This is a genomic window from Demequina pelophila, from assembly GCF_000971175.1.
Classification (GTDB): domain Bacteria; phylum Actinomycetota; class Actinomycetes; order Actinomycetales; family Demequinaceae; genus Demequina; species Demequina pelophila.
The window spans coordinates 454,413-468,237 of record NZ_BBLY01000004.1; the positions used below are offsets into that span (position 1 = coordinate 454,413).

The following is a 13,825-nucleotide window of genomic DNA, read 5'->3' on the forward strand; positions in this document are numbered from 1 at the left end:
ACGGGGGCGGCGCGCCTGCCCCCGGGCCGGGACCGCGCGCTCCTACCATGCTGTGGAGGCACGGGTCCTACCCCTCGTGCCGCACACCGCCTCATGATTCGATTCGACAACGCCACCAAGGTGTACAAGCGCGGCGCCCGGCCGGCGCTCGACTCCGCCTCGGTGGAGATCGAGCGGGGGGACTTCGTGTTCCTCGTCGGCTCGTCCGGCTCCGGCAAGTCCACCTTCCTCAAGCTCATCCTGCGCGAGGAGCGACCCACGGGTGGCGACGTCTACGTGGCGGGGCGGCACCTCAACAAGCTGTCCGCCTGGCGCGTGCCGCACCTGCGCCGCGAGATCGGCGCGGTGTTCCAGGACTTCCGCCTGCTGCCCAACAAGACGGTGTACCAGAACGTGGCGTTCGCGCTGCAGGTGATCGGCAAGTCGCGCCACCACATCCAGACGACGGTGCCGGAGATGCTCGAGCTCGTGGGACTCGCGGGCAAGGAGCGGCGCATGCCGCACGAGCTGTCGGGAGGCGAGCAGCAGCGCGTGGCGATCGCGCGCGCGTTCGTCAACCACCCGCCCATCCTGCTCTGCGACGAGCCGACCGGAAACCTCGACCCGGGCACCTCCGTGGGCATCATGCGCCTGCTGGACCGCATCAACCGCACGGGCACCACGGTGCTCATGGCGACGCACGACGACGAGATCGTCGACCAGATGCGCAAGCGCGTCATCGAGCTGCGCGGCGGCCAGGTGGTCCGTGACCAGGACCGCGGCGTCTACGGATTGGAGCGGGTGTGAGGCTCCGGTTCATCCTGGGCGAGGTCTTCAACGGCCTTCGCCGCAACTCCACCATGGCCCTGTCCGTGGTGCTCGTGACGTTCGTGTCGCTCACCTTCGTGGGCGCGGCCGCGCTCATCCAGATGCAGATCGACCAGCTCAAGGACGACTGGTACGGCAAGGTCGAGATCTCGATCTTCCTGTGCCCGGAGTCCAGCCGCAACGAGCGCTGCGCCGAAGGCGCGGTCACCACCGCCCAGGAGGACGCGATCCGCGAGGTCCTCGAGGAGGGCGCGCTCGAGCCCATGGTGGACGAGGTCTACTACGAGTCCCGCGAGGAGGCGTACGAGAAGTTCATCGCGAACGACTCGGACGGCATCTGGAGCTCGCTCACCGCGGAGCAGATGCAGCCCAGCTTCCGCGTCAAGCTCACCGATCCGGAGCAGTACCAGGTGGTCGCCGATGCGACGCAGGGCCTGCCCGGCGTCGACACCGTGCGCGACCAGCGCGAGATCTTCTCCGAGCTGTTCCGCTTCCTCAACGCCGCGACCATCGTCGCCGCCGCGCTCGCGGCCGTCATGTCCGTGGCCGCCATGCTGCTCATCACCACGACCATCCGTCTGTCCGCGCTGAGCCGGCGCCGGGAGACGCAGATCATGCGCATGGTCGGCTCCTCGAGGTCGCTCATCCAGATGCCGTTCATGCTGGAGGGGGCCGTGGCCGCCACTACCGGCGCGGGCCTCGCTATCGGTACGCTGTACCTGGGGGTTCGCTACATGATCGACGATTGGCTGAAGGCGTCGGTGACGTGGGTCGACTATGTCGGGTCGGCCGACGTGTGGACCGTCGCGCCCTGGCTCCTGGTCATCGCGGTCGCGCTCGCCGGAATCTCCTCGATCGTGACGCTCGGGAAGTACACGCGCGCATGATCCGAAACCGCCTCCTCGCCGTCGCCGCCGCCGGTGTGTGCGGGCTGCTGCTCGCCGTGGGCTCGGTGGTCTCCTCCGCCGATGCGATGGGCGGGTTCCAGGCGTCGTCCTACGACGACGACATCGCGAACGCCAAGGACCGCCAGACGAAGCTCGCCAAGGAGATCGAGGAGCTCGAGGCAGCGCTCGAGAACACGGACGCGGAAATCGTCGAGGCCGCGAAGAAGCTCGCCGAGACCGAGGCGAAGATCCCCGCCGCGCAGCAGGAGCTCGACGAGGCGACCGAGGCGCTCGACGCCGCCCTCGTGGAACAGCAGCTGGTGGCCGACAAGCTCGAGGCGGCGGAGGCCCAGGACCGCGCGATCACGCAGCAGATCGAGGCCGACGAGGATCGCATCGGCGAGCTCCAGGACATCGTCGCCGAGCTCGCCCGGGCCCAGTACCAGGGCGTGGGCGACGACGAGGCGCTGTCGCTGGTGTTCGGCTCCGCCACCTCGGAGGAGTTCATCGACCGCTTCGCCGCCGACCACAACGCCGCGCGCGTGCAGTCGAACGCGCTCGCGGACGTCGAGGAGATCGCGGCCGTCAACCGCAACCGCGGGTCGCGCCAGGAGGCCGTCCGCGAGTACATCGTCGAGCTCAAGGCGGAGGCCGATGCGCTGGTCGAGCTGACCACGCGGCTGAGGGCCGAGGCGCAGGCCAAGCGCGACGAGCTCGACCGCATCGTCGACGAGCAGAAGCGCATCACCGCGGAGCTCGAGGCCAAGCGCGACGAGGTGCTCGAGCAGCAGCGCGATCTCACCGCCAAGCAGGACGCCGTCATGGCGGAGATCAAGGAACTGGTCGAGAAGAAGCTCGCCGAGGAGGCCGAGCGCAAGCGCCGCGAGGAGGAGGCCCGCCGCAAGGCCGAGGAGGAGGCGCGGCGCAAGGCCGAGGAGGAGGCCGCCGCGGCGGCCGGCTCCGGCTCGTCGAGCTCGGGCTCGACGAGCTCCGGCACCGGCAGCTCGCTCACCAAGGGCGCCCTCGCGTACCCGACGGCGCTGAAGTACATCACGTCGTCCTACGGCATGCGCTTCCACCCGGTGCTCCAGTACTGGCGGCTCCACGCCGGCACCGACTTCCGGGCCTACTGCGGCACGCCCATCCTCGCGGCACGCTCCGGCACCGTGATCTGGGCGACCTACCAGCCGGGCTTCGGCAACCAGGTGATGCTGGACCACGACATCGTGGGCGGCAAGGTGCTCATGACGAGCTACAACCACCTCACGAGCTTCTCCGTGCGGTCGGGCCAGACGGTGAGCAAGGGCCAGGTGGTCGGCTACTCCGGCAACACCGGCACCTCGACCGCCTGCCACCTGCACTTCGAGACGTACGTCAACGGGGCCACGGTGGACCCGATGACGCTCGTCGGCTGACCCTTCGCGCCGGTATACTGTCGCGTCCGGCGGAGGTCGCCGGGATCGGCGAGCGCACGGGAGGTGAGCCATGGCCGAGGACATCAAGGTCATCGCCAACAACCGGGCCGCGCGCCACGACTTCTTCATCGACGACACCTATGAGGCCGGCATCGTCCTGCGCGGCACCGAGGTGAAGTCGCTGCGCCAGGGGCGCGCGACCATCGGCGACGGCTACGTGTACGTCGATGGGGGAGAGGCCTGGGCGGAGAACCTCCACATCCCCGAGTACTCCCAGGGCACGTGGACCAACCACGCGCCGCGTCGCAAGCGCAAGCTGCTGCTGCACGCCCACGAGATCGACGAGCTGCTCCACAAGACGCGGGAGAAGGGCTTCACGATCGTCCCGCTGCGGATGTACTTCCTCAACGGACGCGCCAAGCTCGAGATCGGCATCGCCCGAGGCAAGAAGCTCCACGACAAGCGCCAGGCGCTGCGGGAGAAGCAGGACAAGCGCGAGGCCGAGCGGGCCTTCGGCACCCAGCGCCGCGTCAATCGCTAGCCGCGCACTTCCTGCGCCCGCCGCTCAGGAGCGCCGCACACGACGAGGGCCCGCGACCGAACGGTCGCGGGCCCTCGTCGCGTGAAGCGGGAGGCGGGGATCAGGCCTTGGCGGCCTCCGCATCGTCCCCGGTGGAGGAGCCGGCGGGGTGCTCGCCTCCGGGCTCGTCACCCTCGACCGCGTGCGGCACGGGGTGCGCGCGCTCCAGCTCGGAGCCCTCGACGTCCACGTTGGGCAGCAGCCGGTCGAGCCACGCGGGCATCCACCAGGCGGCGTTGCCGACCAGGTGCATGAGCGACGGCACGATCACCATGCGGACCAGGAACGCGTCGAATAGCACGCCCACCGCGAGGCCGAAGCCGATCGCCCGGATGGTCGCGATGTGCGAGAACACGAAGCCGCCGAAGACGGAGATCATGATGATCGCCGCCGCGGTGACCACGGCGCGGCCGTGGCGCAGGCCCGCCATGACGGACTCGCGCGCGGTCGAGCCGTGGGCGAACGCCTCGCGCATACCCACCGTGATGAACAGCTGGTAGTCCATCGCGAGGCCGAACAGGATGCCCGTGAGCAGGATGGGCAGGAAGCTCAGCACCGGGCCCGGGTCGTGGACGCCGAAGAGCGAGCCGAGCCAGCCCCACTGATAGACCGCGGTGACCGCGCCGAACGCCGCGAAGAGCGACAGCACGAAGCCGGCGGTCGCGATGATCGGGACCAGCAGCGAGCGGAACACGACGATGAGGATGACCACAGAGAGCCCCACCACGATCGCCAGGTACAGGGGCAGCACCGAGTCGAGCTTCTCCGACACGTCGATGTTGCCGCTGGCCTGGCCGGCGACGCCGATCTCGGTGCCGTCGTCGAGGGGGGAGAGGTCGCGCAGGTCGTGGACCAGCTGGGCCGTCGACTCGCTCGACGGGCCCTCGCGGGGGATCACCTGGAATGCGAGGAAGTCGTAGTCGTCCGAGATGCCGATGGTGGCGAGATCCGCATCGTCCATGTCTCCCGCGGGGGAGACGACCGTGACGTCCTCGTTCTCCATGAGCATCATCGCGATGTCCACCTGCGCGGCGACCGCCTCCTGCTCGGTGGTGCCCTCGGGCAGCCTGGCGGTCACCAGCAGCGTCCCGTTCACGCCCTCGCCGAACTTCTGGTCGATGGTCGTGTAGGCGACGTACTGCGTGGAGTCCTGGGGCTCCTGGAGGCCGTCGGGCAGGCCCAGGCGCATCGACATCGCGGGGATGGCGATGACCAGCAGCGCGGCGGCTGCCGCGACGAAGGCCACCAGCGCGGTCGCCGTCCTCATGGGCTTGACCGGCGGCTCCGCGTGCTCGGGGGCGCCGATGCTCGCACGGGCCTTGCGGCTGACGACGCGGGTGCCCAGCAGGCCGAGCACCGCGGGCGTGAGGGTGATGGCGACGAGCACCGCGACCAGCACCGAGAACGCGGCGACCGTGCCCATGATGCCCAGGAACGGCACGCCGGTGACGTTCAGGGCGAGCAGCGCGATCATCACCGTGACGCCCGCGAACACCACCGCGTTGCCGGAGGTGCCGTTGGCGAGTCCGGCGGACTCGTGGACGTTCATGCCCGCGCGCACCTGCTTGCGGTGGCGGTTGACGATGAACAGGGAGTAGTCGATGCCCACCGCGAGGCCGAGCATGACGCCCAGGACCGGGGTGACGGAGGACATCTCGACGGTGCCGGAGAACGCCAGCGCGGTGAGGGCACCCACGCCGACGCCCAGGACCGACGTGACGATCGGCTGGATGGCGGGCAGGAGCGCACGCATCATGACGAGCAGCACGATGAAGGCCAGGCCCACGCCGATGACCTCGCCGGCGCCCATGACGCCCTCGACGGAGGTCGCGATGTCCGCGGAGAAGTCCACCCGGATGCCGTCCGGCACGTTGGCGGACACGGTCTCCATGACCTCGGTCTTGTCCTCCTGGACCACCTCGTAGATGGGGGTCGCGAAGCGGATCATGCCGCGCGCGGTGGTGCCGTCGCCCGACACGAAGTGCATGTCGGCGGCCGCCTCGGCGAGCGGGCCGCGGGTCTCGAGCGCGGCCTCGGCGGCGTCGAGCTCGGCGAGGCCCTCGTCGAGCTCCTCCTGGGCCGCCTCGAGCTCGGCGAGGCCGTCGTCGATCTGCTGCTGCGCGGCGTCGAGCTCGGCGACTCCCCGGTCGATCTCCTCCTGCGCGGCGTCGAGCTCGGCCTGGTTGGCATCGAGCTGCGCCTGCTGCGCCTCGAACTGGGCCTGCGCGAACTCGTACGTGCCGGCCTCCTTCGCCTCCTCGATCGCGGCGTCGAGCTGCGCCTGACCCGCGTCGAGCTGCTCCTGGCCGGCGTCGATCTGCGCCTGACCGGCCTCCAGCTGGGCCTCGGCCGCCTCGCGCTGCGCGTCGAGCTGCGCCTGCCCGGCCTCGAGCTCCGCACGGCCGGCGTCGATCTGGGCCTGGCCGGCCTCCGCCTGCGCGCGGCCGTCCGCGATCTGCTGCGGCGCGTCCTCGAGCTGTGCGGTCTGGTCGGCGATCTGCGCCTCCGTGGCGAACGGCTCCACGATCCCCACCACGGAGGGTGTGTCCTCGGCCGTGGCGAGCGCCTGGGCGATGCCGTCGGCCTGCTCGTCGGTGATCGCCGAGCCGTCGGTGGTCTGGAAGACGGCGTTGGCGGTGCCGCCGTCCAGTCCCTGGATCTCCTCGGAGAGCTCGTTGGCGACGCGCTCGGTCTCGAGACCCGGGATGGAGAAGCTGTCGGTGAGGGTGCCGCCGAACGCGACGAAGCCGCCGCCGGCGGCCCCGAGCGCGAGCACCCACGCGATGATCGCGATAAGGGGTCGCATCGCCGACGAGCGGCCGATGCGGTAGAGCAGGTTGGCCACGAGGGCACCTTTCCGTTCAGGGAGTGAAGGGGAGCGGCGTCAGCGCCGATGCGACGCCTGGCGCGGTGCGCGGGCGTCGGCTGCGATCAGCGTACGTCGGCGACGGAAGATTCGCAACAGGTGTTGGTTAAATCGACGCGAGGTGGCACAATCGCCGACATGGACGCCCGCGTCGTGAGAACCCGTCGCCGCCTGCAGGCCGCGCTCTTCGAGCTCGCGCGCGAGCGCGGCCTCGATGCGGTCTCCGTGAGCGACATCGCCGCGCGCGCGGGGATCAACCGCAGCACCTTCTACCAGCACTACTCCGACAAGGAGACCCTGCTGGCGGACGCCCTCGAGCACATCGCGGACGAGTCGGGCGCGACCCTGGGCGCGATCGACCTGCTCGCCGCGGACCCTCCCGCCGTGCTCGTGAGCTTCCTCGCTCACCTCGACCAGAACCATGCGGTCTACGGGCGGGTGTTCACCGAGCCCGGCTACGGCGCCGTGCTTGCCCGCCTGCGCACCACCATGCGCGAGTCGATTCGGGGCCTCGCGCCCGTCGCCGAGCGGGTCATGCCCCGCACGGTGCCCGTCGACATCGCCGCCGCGGGCGTCACCGGCCTGGTGCTCGGCGTGATCGGGGAGTGGCTCGCGCTCGAGGACCGCCCCGGACCGGAGGTGGCGGCCGCGTGGATCTGGCACACCGCGCTGGGGATGCCGGGCCTCTCGCCCGAGGCCTGACGGCCCGCCCGGGCGGGCCGCGCATCGTCCCCTGGCCCATGCATCGGCCCCGGTTGCCGGGGGTGTTGGCCGCTGTCGGTCGCCCCGGTAGAATGGGGGCACAACTGCACAGGGGATGATCGGTTTCGACGTGTGCCTACTCGTCGGGGGAAGCGGGCCGAGGATGCTCGGTTATCTCGCAAACGCCCCGAGCAAACCATAGGTGCCGATAACAAGCGCACCGACTTCGCCCTCGCTGCCTAAGCGAGCCCCGAAGTCCGTCAGCCCGGGCGTGTTCCCGTCCCGGATCCTGGCGTCATTTAGGGAACTTGCTTCAGCTCCTCGTCATTGGGAGTTGCGGGACTTTTAGATGACTGAGCCCGCTCGTTGTGCGCCTGACCGCGAGCGAGGGGCCGAGAAAACCATAGTCAGGCTGCGCCCGGAGAAGACCTGGCGATATGCATGCGGACGCGGGTTCGATTCCCGCCATCTCCACTCATCCCTGTCTGGATAGAACGGCCGCCGCACCCCTCGGGGTGGGCGGCCGTTCGCGCGTTCCGGCGCCCGGCGCGGGCGCGGACGCGGGCCTACCCTGGAGGGGTGGGAGTACCACCTCGTCAGCGTGGAGAGGGGGTGAGAACGATGACTGACGTGATGACATACGTCGACGAATCGGTCCACATCGACGCGACGCCGCGTGACGTGTTCACGTACTGCCTCGACCCGCACCGGCTGTTCGCGGGTGACCCCAAGCACGTGGTCGAGTCCGACGTGGTCGATGGCGGCCAGGGCACCACGGCGCGCCTGTCGCTGAAGACGGGCCCCGTCGAGGAGGACGATGCGCTGGAGTACGTCGACGTCGTGCCCGACGCTCGCATCGAGATCGCGATGCGGCCGACCATGCACCTGCGGGGCGGCCACGGCAAGGGCCACGAGACGGCGCTGTTCAGCCTGGTGCACACGTTCGTGCCGGACGGCGCGGGCACCACGATGAGCCTGACGGTCGAGGTTCACGACCCGCCGGCCTACGAGCGGATGATGAGCAGGCTCGAGCACGGCGGCGCCGAGAAGCTGGTGAGGAACCGGCTGCAGCGGGTCAAGGAGGCGGTCGAGACCTGGAAGTCCGACGAGGTCTGACGGCGGCCGGCGGCGGGGCGCCTCGACGCGTTCCGCCGTGGAGAGGAAGGAGATGTCATGACCACCAACAAGCACCACCACGTCATCGGGATCGATGCGCCGCCGGGCAAGGTCTACGCGTACGTCGCGGACCCCTCCCACCTCGTCGCCGCGATGCCCGCGTCGAACAAGGCTCACCTGGTGAGCGTCGACCGGACGGACGACGGCCGGGTCGCCGGCTTCTCCGTCGAGTTCAAGATGCTGCCCGGCGTCAAGAGGACCGCGGTGTTCACCCGCGAGGAGGACGTGCCGGGGAGGAGGATCGTCGATCACAACTCGCTCGGGGTGGTGTTCGACTACGGCATCGCGCCCGAGGCGGGAGGCGCGACCCTCACCTTCGACTGGGACGGGCCGCGCATGATGAAGGCGCTCGACGCCGCCTTCTCGCACTCGGACCGTGACCTGGACGCCATTCTCGAGGACTACAAGCGCGCGATCGAGGCGACCGTCTAGCGCCGCCGTGACTACCGGGGCCGCACCGGTGCTGCCGAGCGGCCCCGGAGCCGCGCCGCCCGCTCCCCTCGGGGCGGCGGGCGGTTCCGCGTGAGCCCGTGGTCACTCCCCGGACCTTCGTACCGGCCCCAATGGTTGTATGAGTCGTAACTTTGTTCTGTGCTGACTCTTCCCGAAACCGTCGATGTCCACGCGCAGGCCGCCACCAAGAAGGTGAAGCTCTCGCGCACCCCGCTCCGGCTCCTCGTCTCCGCGATGCTCGCCGGCATGTGGATCGGGGTGGGCGACGTGCTCATGTGGTCCACGGCGGGCCCCATGCATGTGGCGGACTCGGCCGCGGAGAAGCTGGTCGCCGGTGGCGTCTTCGCCGCCGCGCTCACGATCGTGGTGTTCGCCGGCTCGGAGCTCGCGACCTCCGCGATGATGATCCTGCCGATCGGCGCGCTGCGGGGCGTGATCTCCTGGTGGGAGGCGGCCCGCACCCTCCTCGCGATCTTCTTCTCCAACATGGTCGGCGCCTTCGCGCTCGCGTGGGTGCTGCTCCAGACCGGGGTCCTGCACCACGGCGCGGCCGGCGAGTACTTCGCGGACTACCTGGCCGGCAAGATCTCGCACACCCCGAGCGAGCTGTTCTTCCGCGGCGTCATGTGCAACGTCCTCGTGTGCTGCGCGATCTGGGCGGCCGCGCGCCTCAAGTCCGAGGTCGCCAAGGCCATCATCATCTTCTGGTGCGTGCTCGCGTTCATCGCGGCCGGCTTCGAGCACGTCGTGGCGAACATGACCACGTTCGCCCTGGCGCTCATCGGCGGCGGCGCCCACGCGAGCTGGCTCGACTTCGGCACCAACATGCTGTTCGTGGGCCTGGGCAACCTCGTCGGCGGCGGCGTGGTGATCGGGCTCGCATACTCGTTCGTCGCCGGTCGCGCCTCGGCGGCCTCCGACGACGACCTCGAGCACCTCGACGCGCAGCTCGAGAGCGCCGAGAACATCGAGGCGGAGCTTCAGGCGCAGCACGGGGCCTGACCGGCGGTGCCCATCGGGCGTGCGCCCGCGGCCGTGTGGCAATAACGCGCGCACCGCGGCTAGCCTCACGCCATGGCATTGGCGATCCTCGCGACACTCCTCGGCCTCGCCCTCGTGGCGTGGAGCGCCGACAAGTTCGTCGACGGCGCCGCCGCCGTCGCCCAGCACCTGGGCATGGCGCCCCTCCTCGTCGGCATGGTGATCATCGGCTTCGGCACCTCCGCGCCGGAGCTCGCCGTGTCCGCCTTCGCCGCGGCCGACGGCGAGCCGGGACTCGCCCTGGGCAACGCGATCGGCTCGAACATCGCGAACATCGGTCTGATCCTGGGCGCGACGGCGATCGTCATGCCCATCGCCGTGCGCCGCGGCGTCCTGCGCAGCGAGTTGCCGTTCGTCCTGCTCGTCACGGTGCTCCTCGCCGGGCTCCTCGTCGACCGTCACCTGTCGCGCGCCGACGCGATGATCCTGGTGGCCGTGCTCGTCGGCTACCTCGCGTGGTCCATCTGGCGCGGCACCCGCCGCGAGGATGCGCCCGGCGGCGCGGCCGCCCCGCCCGGCGGCGCGCCCGTGGACGCGCCGGGTGCCCCTCCCGCGGACGCGCCCGGCGCCGAGCCGGAGCCCGCGACCCCCGCATCGTCCGCGGACCGTGATCCCCTGGTGGCGACCGTGGTCGCGGAGGAGGAGCGCATCGGGCTGTCCAAGAAGGCCGCCTGGACCTGGACGCTCGTGGGCATGGCGCTACTGATCGTCGCCTCGCGCGTGCTCGTGTGGGGCGCGACCGGGATCGCGGAGCGGCTCGGATGGTCGGAACTGGTGATCGGCCTGACGGTGGTCGCCATCGGCACGTCGGCGCCCGAGCTGGCCGCAGGCCTCGCCGCGGCCCGCCGGGGCGCCGCGGACCTGGTGCTCGGCAACGTGATCGGCTCCAACCTCTTCAACGCGCTCGGCGTCGTCGGACTGGCGGGCCTCATCGCGCCGACGGCGGTCGAGGACGTCGCCCTCACCCGCGACATTCCCGCGCTGCTCGTGATCACGGTCGCCCTGATCCTCATGGCCTACCACCCGCGCCGCGACGGCCGGATCAACCGCATCGAGGGCGGCGTGCTGCTGGTCGCATGGATCGGCTACACGGTCGTGCTCATCGCGACCGCGGGCTGACGGTCGCCCCCGGCCTGTCGCCGCGCCGTCACCCGGCCTAACCTGGGCACATGACCGGCGCCGCGGCCCCCGCCCTCCAGCTGCGAGGGCTGTCCAAGCGCTTCGGCGCGACCGTGGCCGTGGATCGGCTCGACCTCGACATCCCCGCGGGCTCCTTCTATGGCGTGGTGGGTCCCAACGGGGCCGGCAAGACCACCACGCTGTCGATGGCGACGGGCCTGCTGCGCCCCGACGCCGGCAGCGTGGGCGTGCTGGGCATCAACCTGTGGTCGCGCCCCGCGGAGGCGAAGGCCCTGCTGGGCGTGCTCCCCGACGGGCTCCACACGTTCGACCGGCTGACCGGGGCGGAGCTCATCTCCTACGCCGGGCGCCTGCGCGGACTCGACCGGGCCACGGTCCGCGCCCGCCGCGACGACCTGCTGGCCGCGCTCGACCTCGCCGACGCCGCCTCCACCCTGGTGATGGACTACTCCGCCGGCATGACCAAGAAGATCGGGCTCGCGTGCGCGCTGGTGCACGCCCCGCGCGTGCTGGTCCTCGACGAGCCGTTCGAGGCCGTCGACCCGGTCTCGGGCGCCGCGATCCGCCACCTGCTCGCCGGCTTCGTCGAGGCGGGCGGCACGGTGGTCCTGTCCTCGCACGTGATGGCCCTGGTCGAGCGCCTGTGCGACCGCGTCGCGATCGTGGGCGGCGGTCGCGTGCTCGCCGCGGGCACGCTCGACCAGGTGCGGGCGGGGGCGAGCCTCGAGGAGCGCTTCGTCGCGTGGGTGGGCGGTCCCCAGGAGAGGGATCTCGCGTGGCTGCGGCGGTCATAGGGATCCGGCTGCGCTCGCAGGCCCACCTGCTCGCCCGCGAGCCGTGGCGCGCGGTGATCCTGGGGCTCGGCCTGGTGTGGCTGCTGCTCATGCTGCCGTCCCTGGTGTGGGGCCGCACCGCCCTCGCGCTGCAGCCGGGCGACATCAGGGCCGATGCGCTGGTGGCCGTCTTCACCCTCGTCGCCGTGGGGTGGGTGGTCGTGCCCATCGCGACCTCCGGCCTCGACGACACGCTGGACCCCGCCCGCTTCCGCAGCCTGGGCGTGGCCGCGGGCCGGCTCATGCCGGGCCTGGCCGCGGGCGCGCTCCTCACCATTCCCGCGATCGCCACCAGCGTCGCGCTCGCCGGGCTCGCGACCTCCTGGGCCGCCGACGGCGTCGGGGCGCTCGCGGTCGCGCTCGCGGGCGCGGTCCTGACGGTCGCGTGCCTCGTCGTGGGCGCACGCGTGGCCGCCGCGTGGACGGCCGATGCGCTGTCCTCCTCGCGCTCCCGCCTCACCACCCTGGTGCTCGCCGCCGTCGGCGTCGCCGCGCTCGTGCCCGCCGCCTGGCAGTTGCACGCGCAGGGACTCGAGGCCTTCATCGAGGTCGACGCGGACACGCTCATCCACCAGCTGGGCCTCACCCCGCTGGGCGCCGGGGCGGCCGCGCCGCTGGCGCTCGTGGCCGGCGACCCCCTGGGCGTGGTGTGGCGGCTGGGCATGCAGGCCGCCTGGCTCGCGCTCCTGCTGGGCGCCTGGCGCGCCATCGTCGACCGCGCGCTGGTGGCGCCGCCCTCGATCGGCACGGGCACCCGCCGCACCCGGGACGAGGTGCTCGACCCCCGTCCGAGCCTCTTCGCCCCCCGGGAGTCCGCCGCCCGCGCTGTCCGCACCCGCCTGCGCCGCGCCTGGCGCACCGACCCGCGCTACCTGGCCATGCTCGCGGGGGCGTTCATCCTCCCGGCGCTGCTGGGACTGGTCGCCGTGCCCGGGCTGGGCCTCGACGAGCGTTGGCTGTACGTGTGCCCCCTCGCGCTCGCGGCATCGTCGGGCTGGGGCCGCCACAACGACGTCGCGTACGACTCGACCGCGGTGTGGATGGATGTGACCGCCGGCAGTCTGGGGCCGGCGGTGATGCGTGGGCGCATGTCCGCAGCGCTCGCGTGGGCGGCGCCGTCCGTCGCGGTCGTGGCGCTCGCGATGCTCGCGGTGACCGGTCGCTGGGCCGACGCGCCCGGCCTCCTGGGCGCGTGCGCGGGCGTGATGGGACTGACGCTGGGGATCTCCGCGGTCGCCTCCGTGCTGGTGCCGTACCGCGTGCCCGCGCCGGGGCAGAGCCCCTTCGGCGCCGAGGTGGGATCCGTGGGCGCGGGCCTGCTCGCCCAGCTCGCCTCGTCAGCGGCCACCCTGGCGCTGGTGCCGCTGGTCCTCGCGCCATTCATCCTGTCGCTCGTGGTCGCGCCCTGGTGGGGCGCGGTCGCCCTCGCCCTGGGCGTGGTCGTCGGGGTGGGTGGCTACCTGGGCGGGGTGCGGCTCGGGGGAGCGGCGTACGATGCGCGGGCCGGGGCCCTGCTCGCCGCCGTCGCCTAGCGAAGGGGGTCGGGTGGGCCGTCGCAACCACCGCATCGTCCCCCGTCCTTGGGGGGCGTGTCGCCCCGCGCGCGTAGACTGGCGCGCATGAGCGAGACCCTCGAGCCGAACCCGCTGCCGCAGGGCGGCACCGCCACCATCGAGCGCACCGTCACCCGCGAGGTCGTGGAGCCGGGCGACGCCGAGCGCTTCGCGCACTACGTGAAGAAGGACAAGATCATGGAGTCCGCGATGACGGGCGAGCCCGTGATCGCGCTGTGCGGCAAGGTGTGGGTGCCCGGCCGCGACCCGAACAAGTTCCCGGTCTGCCCGCAGTGCAAGGAGATCCTCGACGCCGCGTTCGGCAACGACGACAACGGCGGCGAGTAACGGCGCGTGACTGCAGCCCCGACG

General features: G+C 71.5%; 13 protein-coding genes and 1 other RNA gene. 13 read left to right on the forward strand and 1 reads right to left on the reverse strand.

What is annotated here, in order from left to right:
* Positions 1–93: 93 nt before the first annotated feature.
* The 4 genes from ftsE (at position 94) to smpB (ending at position 3,650) form a co-directional block, all read left to right on the forward strand.
* Positions 94–786: a cell division ATP-binding protein FtsE gene (ftsE, locus tag AOM03_RS07795; protein ID WP_062380012.1), complete on the forward strand. Its 693-nt coding sequence runs from the start codon at positions 94–96 to the stop codon at positions 784–786.
* Entirely contained in the window at positions 783–1,694 is a 912-nt protein-coding gene (ftsX, locus tag AOM03_RS07800) for a permease-like cell division protein FtsX (protein WP_062380015.1), read from the forward strand. The genes ftsE and ftsX overlap by 4 nt, the downstream gene beginning before the upstream one ends.
* Positions 1,691–3,109, forward strand: coding sequence for a M23 family metallopeptidase (locus tag AOM03_RS07805; RefSeq protein WP_062380017.1), 1,419 nt, complete (start codon positions 1,691–1,693; stop codon positions 3,107–3,109). Before ftsX ends, AOM03_RS07805 begins: the two co-directional genes overlap by 4 nt.
* 70 nt (positions 3,110–3,179) lie before the next feature.
* The gene (gene smpB / locus AOM03_RS07810) at positions 3,180–3,650 is read left to right on the forward strand and encodes an SsrA-binding protein SmpB (protein ID WP_062380019.1); all 471 of its coding nucleotides are present in this window, start codon (positions 3,180–3,182) and stop codon (positions 3,648–3,650) included.
* A 100-nt stretch (positions 3,651–3,750) separates the two neighbouring features.
* Here smpB and AOM03_RS07815 read toward each other — a convergent pair whose 3' ends face one another.
* On the reverse strand, positions 3,751–6,534 hold the full coding sequence (locus tag AOM03_RS07815) for an MMPL family transporter (protein WP_062380021.1): 2,784 nt from the start codon (positions 6,532–6,534) through the stop codon (positions 3,751–3,753).
* A 159-nt stretch (positions 6,535–6,693) separates the two neighbouring features.
* Between AOM03_RS07815 and AOM03_RS07820 the strand changes: the two genes are divergently transcribed.
* The 9 genes from AOM03_RS07820 to AOM03_RS07860 all read left to right on the forward strand — a co-directional run bounded on the left by AOM03_RS07820 (position 6,694) and on the right by AOM03_RS07860 (position 13,801).
* A complete protein-coding gene (locus AOM03_RS07820; protein ID WP_062380023.1) occupies positions 6,694–7,257 on the forward strand; it encodes a TetR/AcrR family transcriptional regulator in 564 nt (187 codons plus the stop codon).
* A 111-nt stretch (positions 7,258–7,368) separates the two neighbouring features.
* Positions 7,369–7,734, forward strand: a transfer-messenger RNA (tmRNA) gene (gene ssrA / locus AOM03_RS07825).
* 144 nt (positions 7,735–7,878) lie between these two features.
* A complete protein-coding gene (locus tag AOM03_RS07830) occupies positions 7,879–8,373 on the forward strand; it encodes an SRPBCC family protein (RefSeq protein ID WP_082092243.1) in 495 nt (164 codons plus the stop codon).
* A gap of 57 nt (positions 8,374–8,430) precedes the next feature.
* On the forward strand, positions 8,431–8,865 hold the full coding sequence (locus AOM03_RS07835; RefSeq protein ID WP_062380028.1) for an SRPBCC family protein: 435 nt from the start codon (positions 8,431–8,433) through the stop codon (positions 8,863–8,865).
* Between the two features lie 159 nt (positions 8,866–9,024).
* Positions 9,025–9,888 carry a formate/nitrite transporter family protein gene (locus AOM03_RS07840; protein WP_082092244.1) on the forward strand — a complete coding sequence of 288 codons (864 nt, stop codon included), beginning with the start codon at positions 9,025–9,027 and terminating at the stop codon, positions 9,886–9,888.
* Between the two features lie 72 nt (positions 9,889–9,960).
* Positions 9,961–11,046, forward strand: coding sequence for a calcium/sodium antiporter (locus AOM03_RS07845; protein ID WP_062380029.1), 1,086 nt, complete (start codon positions 9,961–9,963; stop codon positions 11,044–11,046).
* A 50-nt stretch (positions 11,047–11,096) separates the two neighbouring features.
* The gene (locus tag AOM03_RS07850; RefSeq protein ID WP_062380032.1) at positions 11,097–11,861 is read left to right on the forward strand and encodes an ABC transporter ATP-binding protein; all 765 of its coding nucleotides are present in this window, start codon (positions 11,097–11,099) and stop codon (positions 11,859–11,861) included.
* Positions 11,843–13,432 (forward strand): hypothetical protein, encoded by a 1,590-nt coding sequence (locus AOM03_RS07855; RefSeq protein ID WP_062380034.1) that lies wholly within the window; start codon positions 11,843–11,845, stop codon positions 13,430–13,432. The genes AOM03_RS07850 and AOM03_RS07855 overlap by 19 nt, the downstream gene beginning before the upstream one ends.
* Positions 13,433–13,519: 87 nt before the next feature.
* Positions 13,520–13,801 carry a DUF3039 domain-containing protein gene (locus tag AOM03_RS07860; RefSeq protein WP_062380036.1) on the forward strand — a complete coding sequence of 94 codons (282 nt, stop codon included), beginning with the start codon at positions 13,520–13,522 and terminating at the stop codon, positions 13,799–13,801.
* Positions 13,802–13,825 lie beyond the last annotated feature (24 nt).

Coding starts and splice junctions, on each gene's coding strand:
- AOM03_RS07845 (WP_062380029.1), top strand. CDS start 9,961: ATGGCATTGGCGATCCTCGCGACACTCCTCGGCCTCGCCCTCGTGGCG.
- AOM03_RS07835 (WP_062380028.1), top strand. CDS start 8,431: ATGACCACCAACAAGCACCACCACGTCATCGGGATCGATGCGCCGCCG.
- AOM03_RS07805 (WP_062380017.1), top strand. CDS start 1,691: ATGATCCGAAACCGCCTCCTCGCCGTCGCCGCCGCCGGTGTGTGCGGG.
- AOM03_RS07830 (WP_082092243.1), top strand. CDS start 7,879: ATGACTGACGTGATGACATACGTCGACGAATCGGTCCACATCGACGCG.
- AOM03_RS07860 (WP_062380036.1), top strand. CDS start 13,520: ATGAGCGAGACCCTCGAGCCGAACCCGCTGCCGCAGGGCGGCACCGCC.
- ftsE (WP_062380012.1), top strand. CDS start 94: ATGATTCGATTCGACAACGCCACCAAGGTGTACAAGCGCGGCGCCCGG.
- AOM03_RS07820 (WP_062380023.1), top strand. CDS start 6,694: ATGGACGCCCGCGTCGTGAGAACCCGTCGCCGCCTGCAGGCCGCGCTC.
- AOM03_RS07850 (WP_062380032.1), top strand. CDS start 11,097: ATGACCGGCGCCGCGGCCCCCGCCCTCCAGCTGCGAGGGCTGTCCAAG.
- smpB (WP_062380019.1), top strand. CDS start 3,180: ATGGCCGAGGACATCAAGGTCATCGCCAACAACCGGGCCGCGCGCCAC.